The organism is Sunxiuqinia elliptica, assembly GCF_900113005.1.
GTDB classification, from domain to species: domain Bacteria; phylum Bacteroidota; class Bacteroidia; order Bacteroidales; family Prolixibacteraceae; genus Sunxiuqinia; species Sunxiuqinia elliptica.
Window position 1 is genome coordinate 232,325 of the sequence record NZ_FONW01000002.1, and the last position, 17,208, is coordinate 249,532.

Sequence of the window (17,208 nt, forward strand, 5' to 3'; positions counted from 1 at the left end):
ATGGTGTAAAAAATATTATTTAAATAGGTGTTGGGAAATCGTCATCTTCTTTCCCTTTGACGTAAGTTTCAATGTGGCGATCCTTTTTGGCTTCGTAAATATCCTTGATTGTTAGGATAATTCCGGTTTCTTCAACATCACCAAAACGGTCATTGAGCACCGTTCCAAAAGTCTTCATCGATGGGCTGAGGTTCATATACGCATTAATCAATGGTGGAATATTTTCACCATACTCCCGAACTCGTTGAGTTAATATCTTATAATCCTCTTTGTAGGAGCCACCATCGAATATCTTTGCAAGTGCTTCAGTGTCCATGTTTAACTCCATGGGTTTCTTAGGAGAAACCAAATTTTCCTGATCACGGAAATACTTTAAAAAGAAGTATTGAATCAAGTTCCGCGCATCGGTATGGAAATGCGAGTACATGGTTACTTTACCAAAGAAATATTTCATTTCCGGATGATCTACAATCAGAGCTCCCAGTCCGTCCCACAAATTGTCAAGAGCAAATAGTGCTTTCGCGCCTGCTTTGCTCGATTGGTAGGCTGGCTGAACAAACGAACGTCCAAGCTCGAGTGTATATGGAAGGTAGTTCTTTTTAAAATCTTCTGAAAAGTGAAATAGTCGTGAAGTTGCCAAGATCACATCACCGTTTTCGTCCCGGGGTAAGTTAGCACACATGATGTATCTGTAGCCTCCCAGGATTTCCTGGGCATCCGGATCCCAAACGATTAATTGATGATAAGGATTCTCACTAGTGTCGTACTGGTCAATGTCGATCTCTTTTCCGGTCCCCCCTCCAGCTTCGCGAAAAGTGATTTCACGTAACCGGCCAATTTCATGCATTACATTAGGAGAATCGTGATGCGTAATCACATAGATCTCATTGGCACCTTTGTTGGTCTTCCGAAGAAGCTTTTCTGCAGTTAATTCGGCTAGTATTGCTTCTTTGGGCATCGGTGCAACAATATCTTTCATACTTAGTCCGCTAATTTTGTTGAGCTACAAAACTATAAAAATTTATTGAAGAAAATGGGTCATAGAAACTTTAAATTCAATGCTTCCCCGATTCACTCATTGCATATACCTTCTCTCTGACATAGTCAGCCCACTCATTCTGTTTTTTGCTTTTATCGAATGTGGTGTAAGGAATAGGTTTACCAAAGGAAATTGTGAATTTTTGTCCCCGGTGCTTGAAGGTTTCGTCAGACAGGAAAAACTGCTCTAAGTTCCACTTTAGCCTGATTGCTTTGCGAAAGTTGGCAAGCTTATAGAAGAAATTAGAGTTGCGCCCACTGACATGTACCGGGATGATGTCCCTTTGGTATTGAACTGATTTTTGGATGAAATGCTTTTTCCACTCAGTGTCTGTGATCTTTCCGTTAATTTTTCGGGAGGCATAGCCTGATGGAAAAATCAGAATTTGAACATCTGACTGGTATTGTTCTTGTACAATCCTGGCGACATTTCGTCCGTGGCCTCCATGTTTATTGATAGGAACAAACACACTTTCCAGCTGGGGGATGTTCATTAAAACGTCATTAACAAGAAAGCGCACTTCTCCCAGTAGTTTGTTAACGTTTGACATGAGTAGCAAGCCATCGAAACCGCCTAGTGGGTGATTCGACGCGAAAATAAATCGCCCGGATTCGGGAATGTTCTCGATCCCAATAACCTCTTCTTTGACATCAAAATGTTCGACTACTTTATGGACAAAATCGATGCCTTTTTGGTCGCCGTACTTGGCCAGTATTTCGTTAACATCATTGATATGCATGATCCGGGTGATGTAGTTATAAATAAAACCCGGAATAAACCTGGCTAGCTTGGGGCTCTTTTCTGCAAAAACCGTACGAATATTGATCGGTTTTATCCCATTCGGATATTGATCAGCCATTTGATTTTATTTTGAATCCCGAAAAATAGGAAATAAATCTGAGCTCGATCTTTTGTTTGTGTTATTTCCTGTGCATAATTGATGTATATTTGTTTTATCAACGGGTGTTGAAAAAATCTTATCATTTATTAGTGTGCAATAAAACAGCTAATTAACTGTTGTTATTAACAGGTATTTTGAGGTTATCAACAAAAAATGAACAGATTGATTTTGGAGGCGAGGTGGAAAAATGTGGAAGAGAGTGACTGAAAGTGGTATTTTGGGGAAGAAATTACTAATTTTACGTTTGAAAAATAGACGATTAACACATGGATTTCTCAGCAGAAAAAAACGCAACATTTGACGAAAAAGGACGTGTTGTTCTGCCTGTCGACTACAAAAATGAGATGGGGGGGCGGATTCCTAATGGTCAGTTAGCTGTTGAGATTGACCCATTTGAGAAATGCCTGAACATTTATCCTCTGGAGGCCTGGGAGTCTAGGTTAGCCTCGTTTAAAGCCAAACTAAACCGAAACAATCCCCGGCAAAGTCGTTTGCTGGATATGATTTACCGCAATTTTAAGATTATTAATGTTCCCGAAAGTTGCCGCATGAATATGCCTAATTCATTTCTGGAGAAGGTGAAGATTTCGAAGGAGGTCGTTTTTGTTGGAGTAGGGGACCGGATTCGTTTGTGGGATGTCAAAGAATATGAAGCTTACCTGGGAACAGGAGGCGATTATGGAGAATTGTTTGCAGAGTTTTTTGGATCAACGGAGGAGTAAACGTGGAACAAGCTTATCACATACCAGTTTTATTGAATGAAAGCATCGAAGGGCTGAACATTCAACCGGATGGCGAATATGTAGATGTCACCTTTGGTGGTGGCGGACATTCGCGGGAAATATTGAAAAACATTGAAACGGGACGTTTGTTTGGTTTCGATCAGGACGAAGATGCTGCGGCGAATGCTTTTGATGATTCGCGGTTTGTTTTTATTCGTCATAACTTCAGGTATATCCGCAATTTTTTGCGGTATCACGATGTTGAACAAGTGGATGGTATTTTGGCAGACCTTGGTGTTTCGTCACATGATTTTGATGTTGCCGAAAGAGGTTTCTCGTTTCGCTTTTCCGGAGCATTAGATATGCGTATGAACCGGGATGCGAAGTTGACCGCTGCCGATATTGTGAACACCTACGATGAAGCTCGTTTGATTCAGGTATTCAGGGAGTATGGTGAGGTTAATAATGCCTATCGGTTGACCAAGCAAATCTTAGCGGCAAGGCAGCAAAAGCCTGTTCGGACAATCGACCAGTTCAAAGAAATCATTGCACCCTGTGTTCCGAAAAGGACCGAGACAAAATACTTGGCCAAAGTTTTTCAGGCGCTTCGCATTGAGACCAACGGTGAGCTGGATGTGCTGAAAGATTTTTTAGAGCAAAGTGCAGAGTTGTTAAAACCCGGCGGCCGTTTGGTGGTCATTACTTATCATTCCCTGGAAGATCGGTTGGTGAAGAACTTTATCAAAGCTGGAAACTTTGAGGGAAAACAGGAAAAAGATTTTTATGGCAATGTGAGTTCTGTTTTACAGGCAGTGAACCGGAAAGTGATTGTGCCAACAGAAGAAGAAATTGAACGAAACCCAAGGGCACGAAGTGCAAAACTAAGAATAGCCGAAAAACAATGAGTGAGGCAAAAACGAAGAACGGAAAAGCAAAGAGTAAGCGCAGTGGTTTAAAATCGTTGCTGGGAGGAAGCTTGTTGGCTAGTGAAAAGGTATTGAAACAGATGCCTTTTGTGCTTTTTGTTGTTTTTCTCATCATTCTGTTGATCTCAAACCGGTATTGGTCTGAGAAAACCATTCGGCAAATGGAGGCTGTGCAGGATTCCATTAAGGAGTTGAGAGCGGAGTCTGTTACTTATGAAACAGATTTGATGCGGATGAACAGACCTTCTGAAATTGTAGAGAAAGTAAAAGGTAGTGGGCTGGATTTGGATGAACCCAGTGAGCCCGCTCGAAAATTGAAAGTTGAAAAGATCGAAGAAGAATAATGGAGATTAGAAAGGACATAACAGCCCGTTTTGGGGTTATTTATTTTCTTGCTGCAATGGTGGGCGTAATCATTGTGGTCAAAATCTTCATGATTCAAAACATGGATACGGAGAAGTGGAAAGGGATTGCCAAAGATTTAAAGAACAACACCACTGAAATACCAGCCAAGCGAGGAAATATTTGTGCTGATGATGGGAGTATCTTGGCAACTTCAGTTCCGCAGTACGAACTTCGTTTAGATCTTGCAGCACCGAGGGTTAAACGTATTTATGGCGATAAGTCGGATGCTTTTGCCTTGGAGGTTGCTAAGTTTTTTAAAATCTCGAAATCGCAGTTTAAGCGAAAACTGGATAAAGCATTTAAGGATGGCAATCGTTGGTTTTTGATTTACCCTGAAAAAGTAAACTACAACCAGCTTCAGAAATTCAAGCGTTTGTCCATGCTCAAGAAAAGCATATTTGGTTCGGGTTTGATTGTGATTACTGAAAGTGAGCGGGTGATGCCTCACTCGGAGTTGGCAAGTCGTACTATTGGAACGCTAAATAAAGGAGCGTTTGGAGGTATTCACGGAAATGTTGGCTACTCGGGAATTGAAGGGCTGATGGAAGGTTACCTGAGTGGTGAAAATGGAAAGGCCATAAAACGAAACTATTCCGGGCGTTGGATTAACATGCCTATTGTTGATCCGAAAGATGGAAGTGATGTCATTACCACCCTGAACGTGAACTTGCAGGATTTTGCAAACAATGCGCTTCATCGTCAAATGGAGACATCGCAGGCACAATGGGGAACAGCCATCGTTATGGAAGTGAAAACGGGCGAAGTGAAAGCCATTGCCAACCTGGGGCGTCGCAAGGATGGAACCTACGGTGAAACCTACAACTTTGCTTTGGGGCATGCCGGCTGCAGCGAGCCTGGCTCTACTTTTAAGTTGATGTCTTTGATGGCAGCAATGGAGCACGGCTATGTCGACACCTCAGACGTTTTCGACACGGGGAATGGTATTTGGAATTACCGGGGGCAAACGATTTATGATAGTGATTACTATCGTGGTGGCCGAGGAAAACTTAGCATGAAGCGGATTTTTGAGTTGTCATCGAACGTTGGTGTTGCCAAAATTATCACCGAGTTTTATGAAGGGCACGAAGAAGATTTTATTGATCGCATATACAACTTTGGCTTGAATAAGCCTCTTGGCCTGGGGTTTGCTGGCGAAGGGGTTCCCTATATCAAGTATCCTGATGATGACGTTTGGTGGGGACCTTCGCTAGCCTGGATTTCTTATGGCTATGAAATTAAGTTAACACCCCTGCAAACCGCTACCTTTTATAATGCGGTGGCTAACAACGGGCGCATGATCAAACCAAAATTTGTCAAGGAAGTGCGTCGAAACGGCATTTTAGAGAAAGAGTTTAAGACCGAAATAATCAATCCTTCAATTTGTTCAAAAGGAACTTTGGGAAAAGCTCAGGATTTGCTGGCAGGTGTCTGCACGGCAGGTACCGGACGTTCACTGAATAATCCTTACTTCCCCATTGCCGGGAAAACAGGAACGGCCCAGGTGGCTTATAATGACCAGGGCTATGAAAAGGATGGGCGGAAGAATTACCAAGCTTCTTTTGCAGGCTACTTTCCTGCTGATGATCCGCAATATACTTGTGTAGTTGTGATTGTAGGTCCTAAAGGAAAGTATTATGGAGGTTCCGTTGCTGGTCCGGTTTTTCGGGAAATAGTCAGTAAAGTCTATGCCAGCTTTATGGATCGTCGTGAGAATGAAGATGAGTTAGTGGCTGGGCTACCCGAAGTGAAAGCTGGATTTAAGCAGGAGATTGAGTTTACAGCGGAAGAGCTGGATCTTGAACTGGAGACAGGAGACGCCGACTCGGATTTAATACGAGTCAAACCCGAGGAAAATCGCTTAACCGCTAATAGCCTGCAGCTGGGTGAAGGACTGGTTCCCGATGTTCGCGGAATGGGAGGGAGTGATGCGCTTTACTTGCTGGAAAGTGCCGGCCTGAAAGTGCGGATGAAAGGGATTGGAAAAGTGAGAAAGCAATCACTAAAAGCGGGGAATAAAATTAGAAGAGGACAAACTATTTATATCGATTTAGGTTAATGAAACAATTAAGCAACATATTGCAGGATATTGAGCATCAGCTTTTGAGTGGATCAGCTGATGTGTCAATTCAGAATTTGCACTTTGATTCGAGGAAGGTGGAAGCAGGCGATGTATTTATTGCTGTACCGGGGACACATGTTGATGGACATCGGTTTATTCAGCAGGCAATTGCACAGGGAGCAGCCGCTGTTATTGCCGAGCGTTTTGAGGATGTGGACGAAGGGGCAAGCACCTTAGTAACGATGGGAGATACAGCCGGAGCTTTAGGGAAGTTAGCGTCAAACTACTACGACAATCCTTCGGCTCGATTGAAAGTGGTTGGTATTACGGGCACCAATGGGAAAACAACCATTGCAACCTTGTTGTACCTGTTGTTTAAAAAGTTGGGCTATCAGGCAGGACTTATTTCAACCATTAAATATTACGTTGGCGATGAAGAATTGCCGGCAACACATACAACTCCGGATGCGCTTCAGATTCAATCGTTGATGGCGAAGATGGTAGAAGCTGGCTGTGAGTATTGCTTTATGGAAGTGAGCTCGCACGCGATTCATCAAGAGCGTATTGCTGGAATTGCTTTTGATGGTGGGGTGTTTACCAACCTGACACATGACCATTTAGACTATCACCAAACTTTTGCGGAGTACCTGAAAGCCAAGAAGAAGTTCTTTGATGAACTTCCTAAAGGGGCTTTTGCATTGACCAATGCTGATGAAAAGAATGGGGCCGTGATGCTTCAAAATACGGTTGCTACAAAGAAAGCATACGGCTTAAAGTCACTGGCTGATTATAAGTGTAAGGTGTTGGAAAAACACTTTGATGGCATGCTGCTTAGCATCGATGGACAGGAAGTTTGGACTCATTTTGCAGGCCTGTTCAATGCCTATAATTTGATGGCAGTTTATGGTTCGGCCTTACTGTTGGGAGCTGAGCAAGAGTTGGTTTTGCCCGCAATTAGCGAGTTGAAACCGGTTGCTGGGCGCTTTGAAATCATTCGTTCAACGGATGGTAAGTATGCGATTGTAGATTACGCTCATACACCAGATGCTCTGAAAAATGTGCTGAACGGTATTTCGGAGATCCGCACAGGAAATGAGCAGGTCATTACCGTTGTTGGAGCCGGAGGTGACCGGGACACAACCAAGCGCCCCATTATGGCAAAAGAGGCCATTTTGCAAAGCGACAAAGTAATTTTGACTTCGGATAATCCCAGAAGCGAAGATCCGGCTCAGATAATTGCCGATATGGAAACCGGCATTGAAGCTCATCAACGTCAAAAAGTTCTTTCAATTGTCAGTCGGAAAGAAGCGATCCGAACGGCATGTATGCTGGCTCAGGCAGGCGATATTGTCTTGATTGCCGGGAAAGGACATGAAGACTATCAGGAAATCAAAGGGGTGAAACATCATTTTGATGACCGGGAAGTGGTAAAGGAAATTTTCAACCTGAATTAATAAAGAAGGATGATTAATTTATTGTACGAGTGGTTAAAAAGTTTTGATATTCCGGGGATTGGAATGCTTCAGTATATTTCCTTTCGCTCAGCAGCTGCTGTGATTACTTCGTTGTTGATTACGATGGGATTTGGACGACGGCTGATTAATTATTTGCAGTTGAAGCAAATTGGGGAAGAAGTTCGTGACTTAGGGCTTGAAGGTCAGTTGCAGAAGAAGGGAACGCCAACGATGGGCGGATTGATCATTTTGGCTTCTATTATTATCCCCACGCTGTTGTTTGCACAGCTCAATAACATTTATATTATCCTGATGTTGATAACCACGGTTTGGTTAGGACTCATCGGGTTTACGGATGATTATATTAAGGTATTTCTGAAAGATAAAGAAGGATTAGCCGGGAAGTTTAAAATTTTGGGGCAGGTAAGTCTTGGAGTGATTGTAGCTTCTACGCTTTACTTTTCGGATGATGTTACGGTGCGTGAGCGAGTACAGAATGCCAATGGTGATTTCAAAAAAGAAATTGTCATTGATCCGCAAACCGGCTTGCAGGAAGTTCGCTTCATTACGAATGATGTCAAGTCGACACGAACAACAATTCCGTTCATTAAAAATCATGAATTCGACTACGCTTGGCTGGTACCATTTGCGGGTGAAAGAGGCGAATTTTGGCGTTGGCTGATCTATGCCTTGGCAATTATTCTGATTATAACGGCGGTGTCAAATGCGGCCAACCTGACAGATGGAATTGATGGCCTGGCAACGGGAACTTCAGCAATTAGCGGGGCCACGCTTGGCTTGCTCGCCTATGTTAGTGGTAACGTAATTTACTCCGACTATCTGAATATCATGTATATTCCAAACATTGGAGAGTTGACCGTTTTTATAGCCGCTTTTATTGGAGCAACAGTTGGCTTTTTGTGGTATAATTCCTATCCCGCACAGGTATTTATGGGGGATACGGGAAGTTTGGCTTTAGGTGGTATTTTGGCGGTTTTTGCTGTAATCATTCGCAAGGAGATTCTGATTCCTTTGCTGTGCGGAATTTTCTTAATCGAAAACCTGTCGGTGATGATTCAGGTCGCTTATTTTAAATACACCAAACGAAAATATGGTGAAGGACAGCGGGTATTCCTGATGAGTCCGATTCATCACCACTACCAAAAGAAAGGTATTCCGGAAGCGAAAATTGTGACCCGCTTTTGGATTGTCGGAATTATTCTGGCAGTGGTCACCTTGGTCACACTAAAAATGCGTTAAGATGACCAATAAAATTGTGGTTATAGGAGCTGGAGAAAGTGGCGTTGGCGCAGCTGTTTTGGCAAAGAAACAAGGTTTTGAAGTCTTGGTTTCAGATGCCGGAACAATTAAAAAAGAATATGAAGACGTTCTAACTAAATATGAAATTCGGTATGAGGCGGGAGGACATTCCGCTGATGAGATTCTCAAGGCTGACTTAGTGGTTAAAAGCCCGGGAGTTCCTGATTCTGCCCCACTGGTTGTGGAATTGAGGGGAAAGGGAATACCCGTGATTTCTGAGATTGAGTTTGCGGGGCGGTACAGCCAGGCGAAAACAATTTGTATCACCGGGAGTAATGGGAAAACAACCACCACAATGCTCACTTATCATTTGTTGAAAGCGGCCGGCTTAAATGTTGGCTTGGCAGGTAATGTGGGACACAGCTTGGCTTGGCAGGTTGCCGAAAAAGATTTTGATTATTATGTCATTGAATTGAGTAGTTTTCAATTGGATGGAATGGTCGAATTCAAAGCAGATGTGGCAATGCTTTTGAATATCACACCGGATCATTTAGATCGATATGATTACCAGTTGCAGAATTACGTGGATTCAAAGTTTCGGATTATCCAAAATCAGACATCAGACGATGTTTTTATTTATGGAGTGGATGATCCGATTATTCAAGAAGAATTGAAAAAAAGAGAAATACCGGCTCAGTGCTTGCCGTTTGGCTGGGGTGAGACATTTGAAAATGGAGCTGGGATTAAAGGGGAAGAACTAATTATAAATTTGGGAAAAAAATCATTCAACATGTCCATTTTTGATATTGCATTGCAAGGAAAACACAACACTTACAACTCGATGGCTGCTGGCTTAGCAGGCATGGTGTTAAACATTCGGAACGAAAAGATCCGGGAAAGTTTAACTGACTTTAAAGGGGTCGAGCATCGTTTGGAGCGTTTCTTAAAAGTGCATGGAATTGAGTTTATCAACGACTCAAAAGCAACCAATGTGAATTCAACCTGGTATGCTTTGGAAAGTTTGAATAAGCCTATCGTCTGGATTGCAGGTGGGGTAGATAAAGGAAACGATTATAGTGCATTGACAGAGTTGGTGCGTGACAAAGTGAAAGCGATTGTGTGCCTGGGAACAGACAATTCAAAAATCAAGGAAGCATTTGATGGCATTGTCCCTGATATTATTGAAACGCAGGACATGCAGGATGCTGTTCGATCAGCCTACTACTTGGCCAAAAATGGCGAAACGGTTTTGCTGTCACCAGCTTGTGCTAGTTTCGATCTGTTTGAGAATTACGAAGATCGAGGACGCCAGTTTAAGACGGCAGTTCGTTCGTTGTAAAAAATGGACATGGGGATGGAAATGATTTGTTTACAATAGGCCGGACTTGAGCCGGAAATAGATAAGAAAAAATGAACTTTTCGCTCGGAAAAATAGTTAAGGGAGACCGGATTCTTTGGGTGGTACTGGTATTTTTATCACTCATATCACTGCTGATTGTGTACAGTGCAACCGGAAAATTAGCCTATCGGGAAGCTGGAGGAAACACAGGCTATTACCTGGTTCGGCAGCTTATTTTTCTGTCAGCTGGTTTTGGCGTGATGGTTTTTCTGGTCAATGTAATTCCGGTAAAGTTCTATACTTATATCGCTCCTTTGCTGTTGCTAATAACGATTGGAGCACTGCTGGCAGCAGTTGTGCAATACAAGTTAACCCCCTCAAAACCAACATCCCGATCGTTGGATCTAGGTTTTTTGAGTTTTCAGCCTGCAGAGCTGGCCAAGATTTCATTGATGATGTTTGTGGCCAAAGTTTTGTCTAAAAGACAGAAAACCAAGGAGGAATTGCGCAAAGCATTCTTTTGGGTGATGGGAGCGAGCGGTGTGGTTTGTGGAATCATTTTCTATGGAGATATTTCTACATCTGCTTTGATTTTTGGAAGTGTGATGGTTTTGATGATGATTGCCCGCATTCCGGCGAAATACTTGTTAATGACTATCGGTGCAGGGCTGTTATTGTTGAGTGTATTGTACTTTTCGGCCGAGCACTTGCCAGCCTGGGCTGGGCGTGTACACACATTTAAAGAGCGAATTGATGACTTTGTTTTTGGAGATGATCATGCTGAGTTGGGAACAACGCAGGCTGATTATGCCAAGTTAGCCATTTACGAGGGCGGAATGTTTGGTAAAGGGCCCGGCCGAAGCGAAGTCAGCAACTATATGGAAGCAGCTTACAACGACTTCATTTATGCCATAATTATTGAAGAATATGGTATGTTTGGCGGCATTTTTGTTGCCTTGTTGTACTTAATTTTGCTGTATCGTGGGGTGGTAATTGTTCGACGATCGAACAGGACTTATCCCGCGTTTTTAACTGCAGGCCTGGTATTGTTGCTTGTTTTTCAAGCAGTGATCAATATGGCCGTATCGGTAGGAGTCGCTCCGGTAACGGGACAACCGTTACCATGGGTCAGTATGGGAGGAACATCGATGTTGTTCACTGCTGTTTCCTTTGGAACGATTCTGACGGTCAGTTACCACAATCAGCGCAATAAACAAGTTGTTGAACCTCCGGTTATGATTGATATGCCGGATGAAGATGAGGAATTGTAACATGAAAAAATTGAAAGTAATAATAAGTGGTGGCGGAACGGGAGGACATATCTTCCCGGCATTGTCTATTGCTAATGAGCTGAAAGCAAAGGTTCCCGAAGCCGATATTTTATTTGTTGGAGCCATTGGGAAGATGGAAATGGAACGGGTCCCCACAGCTGGTTATCCAATTGTTGGCTTGCCCGTAATTGGCTTACCCCGGAAGTTATCCTTTAAGCTATTCAAATTTGTTTGGATGCTGAACAAGAGTATGCTTCGGGCTCGTAGAATTGTGCGCGATTTCAAGCCTGATGTGGCCATTGGTGTTGGAGGTTTTGCTAGTGGTCCTGTGCTGAAAGCAGCATCAAAGGCAGGCGTGACAACATTTTTGCAAGAGCAAAACTCTTATGCAGGAAAAACCAATAAATGGTTGGCCAAGCGTGTCAAAAAGATCTGTGTGGCTTATCCGAATATGGAGCGCTATTTCCCAAAAGAGAAATTGGTTTTAACCGGTAATCCGGTACGACAAAACTTACTGTCGCAAGTTGATAAGAAAGAGGCCTATCGGTTTTTTGGCTTAGACGAAGGAAAGCCGGTTGTTTTGGTGCTGGGAGGAAGCCTTGGAGCACGAACTTTGAATGAAAGTATTCTGGCAAACCTCGATTTGTTGGATAAAGAGGGCGTGCAGGTTATTTGGCAGTCGGGAAAGATTTACCACAACGCTATTTTAGAGCGCTTTGACGGGAAGTTAAGAAAGAACATTCATTTGTATGAATTTCTGTCGAATATGGACATGGCTTATCGGGCAGCTGATTTAGTGATTTCAAGAGCTGGGGCCGGAACGATTTCGGAGATTTGTTTATTGGGAAAACCATCGGTATTGGTGCCTTCTCCCAATGTGGCTGAAGACCACCAAACGAAGAATGCAATGGCTTTGGTTGAAAATGAAGCTGCCTTGATGGTGCGCGACAACGAAGCTGTTAAAAAGTTGTTTACTTCTGCTACCGAGTTATTAAAAGATAAAAGTAGGCTGGAGCACTTGGCGGCTAATAGTTTAAAAATGGCTAAGCCCAATGCTACGGTAGACATCGTTAATGTGATTTTAAAAGAACTTGAAAAATAGATGATTAGGTTGAACGATATCAGACAGGTGTATTTTCTCGGCATTGGAGGAATCGGGATGAGTGCATTGGCGCGCTACTTTAAGCATGCCGGATGCTTGGTTTCTGGTTACGACCGTACGGAGAGTGAGTTGACGCGCCAGTTGCAGGTCGAGGGAATTGCTATACACTATGATGATCGTCCTGAGTGGTTGAGTTCCCATTTGCAGGACAAAGGTGTATTGGTGGTTTATACACCAGCGGTTCCTGCTGAACTTGGTGAGCGTGTTTGGCTTGAACAGCAGAAGTTTTCAATGTTGAAACGGTCCGAGGTTTTGGGATTGATTTGCAACGAGCTACGTTGCTGTGCTGTTGCCGGAACCCATGGAAAAACATCGGTTTCAACCATGCTGGCTCATTTGCTCCACCAATCCAGCTTAGGCTGTACGGCATTTTTGGGTGGAATATCCAAAAACTATCAAAGCAACTTGCTGTTGCATGCTACAAGTTCTTGGGCCGTGGCTGAAGCCGATGAGTTTGATCGTTCATTTTTGCGTTTGTTTCCTGAGCTCGCGGTGATTACCTCTATGGATTCAGATCACTTGGATATTTATGGTACTCAGGATGCAATCGTTCAGTCGTTTCATGATTTTGTAGCCCAAATAAAGCCAGATGGCGCACTAATCTATAAAAAAGGATTAGCTGTTGATCAGAGCCGGAATGGGAAAATTCGCTATTTCAGTTATGCCTTGAAAGAGCAGGCTGATTTTTATGCTGAAAATATTCAGCTCGTCAATGAGGCCTATCATTTTGATTTGGTTTATTCTGAAGGTCGAATGGAGAATATGGAATTGAACTACCCCGGCTTAATGAATGTTGAAAATGCGGTGGCGGCATGCGCTTTAGCAATTTTAGCAGGCGTGGTAGAAGACGAGTTGAAAGTGGCTTTAGCCGATTACCACGGGGTGAAGCGACGTTTTGATATTCAATATCGTGATGAGCAGTATGTTTTGATTGACGACTATGCGCATCATCCGGAGGAATTAAAGGCAACCATTACTTCGGTTCGGGATATGTTTCCCGGGCGAAAGTTGACCGGAATCTTTCAGCCTCATTTGTATAGTCGAACACGCGATTTTGCAACCGATTTTGCAGCTCAGTTGGATCGTCTGGATGAAGTGATTTTGTTGGATATTTATCCGGCTCGCGAACAACCAATTCCGGGAGTTAGCTCCCGGGTGATCTTTGATCAATTGAAAAGTGACGCCAAACAGCTTGTCGGAAAAGAAAAGTTACCGGAGATAGTCAAACAATTGGAGCCAGGCGTGTTACTAATGATGGGAGCTGGAGATATAGCAACCATGGTTGAACCAATAAGAAATAGTTTACAGGAAATTACGCATGTTTAAGTCCTTGTTAAATATCATCTTGGTTGGAGTGCTGGTTATTTTTGTACTAGCTTCACTGGCTTTTTCAGCGGGAAAGCTGTCGAAAGTAGGCTGCGATGAGTTGGTGGTGAAGATTGCTGAGGATTCACCGCGTTTTTTGGACGAGGAGGAGATTGAGAGACTGGTAAAGAAGGCTGATGCGAAATTGTTTGAGAAGCAGTTAAATGAAATTAATACAGAGGCACTTGAAGCGGAACTGAAAAAGGAGACTACCATTAAGAATGTCGAAATTTATCGGCGAGTGACGGGGGAGACCATGGAGTTTAAAGGTCGTCTTTTGGTTGAAGTGGAACAACGTAGTCCGGTACTGCGTGTGATCAACGGGAAAGAAGATTTTTACCTGGATAATGAAGGGGTGCGAATTCCTTCGAGCCGGGCTTTTACAGCTAAGGTGTTGTTGGTGAGTGGTCATGCAGATGAGAAGTTTGCGCGTGAGCAACTTCTTCCAATGATCAACTTTATGGATGAAGATGAATTTTGGAAGGCCCAGATAGAACAAATTCAGGTGAATAAGAATGGAGAGTTGTTGATGGCAACCCTGGTGGGTGACCAATTGATTGAGTTTGGAGCTCCTTCAGATTACTTGATTAAGTTTCGAAACTTGAAAGCCTTGTATGATCAGGCCTTACCAAAAGTTGGTTGGGAGTATTATTCAAAGATTAACCTGAAATACACGAATCAGGTCGTGTGTACAAAAAAATAAAGCTTATGGGCAAGAGCGAAAAAATAATAGCAGCAGTAGATGTCGGTACCACCAAAGTGGTCGTTGTTGCTGGTCGAAAAAATGAAGATGGAAAGGTTGAAATTTTAGGTTACGGAAAGGCTCGCTCGATGGGTGTTAAGCGAGGAGTCGTGTTAAATATTGACGAAGCCTTTTCTGCAATTCATGAAGCGATTCGTCAGGCCGAAGATGCTTTCGGTGGCGATATTGAAGAGGTGTATGTGAATATCGTAGGGCAGCAGCTTAAAACGGTAACACGCCATGGAGAGCGTTACATCAGTGAGAGCCGTTTGGTGTCAGAGGAAGATGTGGAAGCTTTGTTTAAGCAGGTGAAGCAGCTTGATTTGCCAGATGGATACAAGATTTACCATACCTCCCCGCAACTATTTACCATTGACCATGAGGTTGGAATTCCCAATCCGGTTGGGATGACTGGGGAAAAAATGGAGGCAGATTTTAAACTGTTGGTTGCCCCCCAGCAGTATGAAGACAACCTGAAGTTGTGTTTTGAACGAGCGGGAATTTCCATTTGCAAAACCATGATCGACCCGATTGCTTCATCTGAAATTCTTCTATCGGAAGACGAGAAGGAAGCTGGAGTGGTCTTACTGGACATTGGTGGAGGAACAAGCAAAATGGCCATTTATCACGATGGTGTTTTGTGCTATTCTTCCTTGATTCCATTTGGAGGGAATGTAATTACACATGATATTAAAGAAGGGTGTTCTATTCTCGTGCGTCAGGCCGAATCACTAAAAGTGCAGTTTGGTCAAGCCATGGGAGATTTTGCCCCTGAAGATAAGGTGGTGACCATCCCGGGAATTTCGGGCTGGGAACCTAAAGAAATTTCATTCAAAAGCCTGGCATTTATTATTCAGGCGCGTATGGAGGAAATTATTGAAGCTTTCTTCTATCAGCTGGATAAATCGGGCTACATGGATAAAGTTGGTGCCGGAATTGTATTGACTGGAGGAAGTGCATTGATGCCCAATCTTAGTCAGTTGATCAAATATCAAACCGGCTTGGATGTTCGTAAAGGAATTCCACGTCTTAAACTGGAAGGTCAGTGGAAAGAATTGGAAGATCCAAGAAATGCCACGGTACTCGGCTTGCTTCGTAGCGCGCTGAATGAAGCGGAAGAAGAGCAAGCCAAAGAATATTCTTTGAAAAAGAAGAAAAAGAAAACACGCTCGACACAACCTGGCTTTTTCTCACAAATGAAAAAAGAGGTTACGCGTCAGGTTACACTGTTCTTTGAAGATGAACAGGATACGGAAATGTATTAGTTAATTAAACATCCTCGATTATGACTGAGGACATTTTAAATTTTGGGTTTCAGGAGTCGAAGTCATCTATCATCAAAGTGATTGGGGTAGGTGGTGGAGGCTGCAATGCGGTCAATCACATGTTGGAGGAAGGGATTGAAGGGGTTGACTTTTTGATTTGCAACACCGATGCCCAAGCCCTTCGAAATAGTAAAGTTCCCATTCGGATTCAGCTGGGAGTTACGCTTACAGAAGGCCGTGGAGCCGGAAACCTGCCGCTTCAGGGAGAGCAGGCTGCCATTGAAAATCTGGATGATATCCGGAGTGTGTTGGAAGGAACGACCAAGATGTTGTTTGTTACTGCAGGACTTGGCGGAGGAACAGGTACAGGAGCTGCTCCGGTAATTGCTGAACTTGCTCGGGAATTGCAAATTTTGACCATTGCAGTTGTTACAATCCCTTCGCCGGCTGAAGGTAAAAGGCGCTTCCAACAAGCGCTGGAGGGAGTGGAAAAACTCAAGGAGCATGTGGATAGCTTGTTGGTCATTAGCAATGAAAAACTCCATAAGATTTATGGTGACCTGCCTGCTTCTCAGGCATTCAAAAAGGCTGATGATATTTTAGGAACTGCCGTGAAAGGAGTTGCTGAAATTATTACGCTACATGGTAACATCAATATTGACTATGCCGATGTGGAAACCGTGATGGCCCGGAGTGAGGTCTTTATTATGGGAACCGGCGTGGCTGAAGGTAATGAACGGGCCATGGAAGCTGTTGTGAAGGCTCTGGAATCTCCTTTGTTGGACAGTAATGATATCAAAGGAACCAAAGATATTTTGCTGAATATTACTTCCGGAGACGAGGAAGTGCGGATGGGGGAGATTGGAGACATTATTGAATTTTTGCAGAAAAAGGCCGGTCAGGACGCCAACATTATATGGGGAAATGGCCTGGATAAGCGATTAGGCAATAAAGTGAGTGTGACTTTAATCGCCACCCGTTTTGATAAGAACCCCAATAGCTTGTTGCAGGAAGAAGAGCCTAAAGAAATGGTGGAACTTCAGGATCAAGCCTGTGATATTAATCTGGAGGATGAGGAGGACGAGTTCTTCAATAAGAATTATCAGCCAGAAATGACTCAGCCCGAGAGGGAAAATAAAAACGAAGGAAACAAGAGTTCCCGGAAAAAGCAAGGAAAAAATAAAAGGGAACTGGTCTCTGAACAATCACAGGAAAATGGATCGACAGATAGCTGGTTTCAGCGTCAGTTCAATCGTTTTTTTGATGATCAGGATGAAGAAATAGAAAATTAATGATTT

The 17,208-nt window shown here is 43.2% G+C and carries 15 protein-coding genes; 13 read left to right on the forward strand and 2 right to left on the reverse strand.

Going from position 1 to position 17,208, the window contains the following annotated elements:
• Positions 1–19: 19 nt before the first annotated feature.
• Positions 20–979 carry a glycine N(alpha)-acyltransferase GlsB gene (locus tag BM156_RS05670; protein WP_093918873.1) on the reverse strand — a complete coding sequence of 320 codons (960 nt, stop codon included), beginning with the start codon at positions 977–979 and terminating at the stop codon, positions 20–22.
• Positions 980–1,055: 76 nt separating this feature from the next.
• Positions 1,056–1,898, reverse strand: coding sequence for a lyso-glycine lipid O-acyltransferase GlsA (locus BM156_RS05675; RefSeq protein WP_093918874.1), 843 nt, complete (start codon positions 1,896–1,898; stop codon positions 1,056–1,058).
• Positions 1,899–2,206: 308 nt separating this feature from the next.
• Here BM156_RS05675 and BM156_RS05680 point away from each other — a divergent pair, with 308 nt between their 5' ends.
• The 13 genes from BM156_RS05680 to ftsZ all read left to right on the forward strand — a co-directional run bounded on the left by BM156_RS05680 (position 2,207) and on the right by ftsZ (position 17,202).
• A complete protein-coding gene (locus tag BM156_RS05680) occupies positions 2,207–2,662 on the forward strand; it encodes a division/cell wall cluster transcriptional repressor MraZ (protein WP_093918875.1) in 456 nt (151 codons plus the stop codon).
• Between the two features lie 2 nt (positions 2,663–2,664).
• Positions 2,665–3,567, forward strand: coding sequence for a 16S rRNA (cytosine(1402)-N(4))-methyltransferase RsmH (rsmH, locus tag BM156_RS05685; protein WP_212733430.1), 903 nt, complete (start codon positions 2,665–2,667; stop codon positions 3,565–3,567).
• Complete coding sequence (locus tag BM156_RS05690; protein WP_093918877.1) at positions 3,564–3,932, forward strand: FtsL-like putative cell division protein; 369 nt, start codon at positions 3,564–3,566, stop codon at positions 3,930–3,932. The genes rsmH and BM156_RS05690 overlap by 4 nt, the downstream gene beginning before the upstream one ends.
• The gene (locus BM156_RS05695; protein WP_093918878.1) at positions 3,932–6,049 is read left to right on the forward strand and encodes a penicillin-binding protein; all 2,118 of its coding nucleotides are present in this window, start codon (positions 3,932–3,934) and stop codon (positions 6,047–6,049) included. Before BM156_RS05690 ends, BM156_RS05695 begins: the two co-directional genes overlap by 1 nt.
• Entirely contained in the window at positions 6,049–7,506 is a 1,458-nt protein-coding gene (locus BM156_RS05700; RefSeq protein WP_093918879.1) for a UDP-N-acetylmuramoyl-L-alanyl-D-glutamate--2,6-diaminopimelate ligase, read from the forward strand. Before BM156_RS05695 ends, BM156_RS05700 begins: the two co-directional genes overlap by 1 nt.
• 9 nt (positions 7,507–7,515) lie before the next feature.
• Entirely contained in the window at positions 7,516–8,766 is a 1,251-nt protein-coding gene (gene mraY, locus BM156_RS05705; RefSeq protein WP_093918880.1) for a phospho-N-acetylmuramoyl-pentapeptide-transferase, read from the forward strand.
• 1 nt (position 8,767) lies between these two features.
• Complete coding sequence (gene murD / locus BM156_RS05710; RefSeq protein WP_093918881.1) at positions 8,768–10,105, forward strand: UDP-N-acetylmuramoyl-L-alanine--D-glutamate ligase; 1,338 nt, start codon at positions 8,768–8,770, stop codon at positions 10,103–10,105.
• Positions 10,106–10,176: 71 nt separating this feature from the next.
• Positions 10,177–11,376, forward strand: a complete 1,200-nt coding sequence (locus tag BM156_RS05715; protein WP_093918882.1) for an FtsW/RodA/SpoVE family cell cycle protein — start codon at positions 10,177–10,179, stop codon at positions 11,374–11,376.
• Position 11,377: 1 nt separating this feature from the next.
• Positions 11,378–12,478 carry an undecaprenyldiphospho-muramoylpentapeptide beta-N-acetylglucosaminyltransferase gene (gene murG / locus BM156_RS05720; RefSeq protein WP_093918883.1) on the forward strand — a complete coding sequence of 367 codons (1,101 nt, stop codon included), beginning with the start codon at positions 11,378–11,380 and terminating at the stop codon, positions 12,476–12,478.
• On the forward strand, positions 12,479–13,864 hold the full coding sequence (gene murC / locus BM156_RS05725) for a UDP-N-acetylmuramate--L-alanine ligase (RefSeq protein WP_212733431.1): 1,386 nt from the start codon (positions 12,479–12,481) through the stop codon (positions 13,862–13,864). It begins immediately after the preceding gene.
• Positions 13,857–14,606 (forward strand): cell division protein FtsQ/DivIB, encoded by a 750-nt coding sequence (locus tag BM156_RS05730; protein WP_093918884.1) that lies wholly within the window; start codon positions 13,857–13,859, stop codon positions 14,604–14,606. Before murC ends, BM156_RS05730 begins: the two co-directional genes overlap by 8 nt.
• 5 nt (positions 14,607–14,611) lie before the next feature.
• Complete coding sequence (gene ftsA, locus BM156_RS05735; RefSeq protein ID WP_093918885.1) at positions 14,612–15,910, forward strand: cell division protein FtsA; 1,299 nt, start codon at positions 14,612–14,614, stop codon at positions 15,908–15,910.
• A 20-nt stretch (positions 15,911–15,930) separates the two neighbouring features.
• The gene (ftsZ, locus tag BM156_RS05740) at positions 15,931–17,202 is read left to right on the forward strand and encodes a cell division protein FtsZ (protein ID WP_093918886.1); all 1,272 of its coding nucleotides are present in this window, start codon (positions 15,931–15,933) and stop codon (positions 17,200–17,202) included.
• The last annotated feature ends 6 nt before the right edge of the window (positions 17,203–17,208 follow it).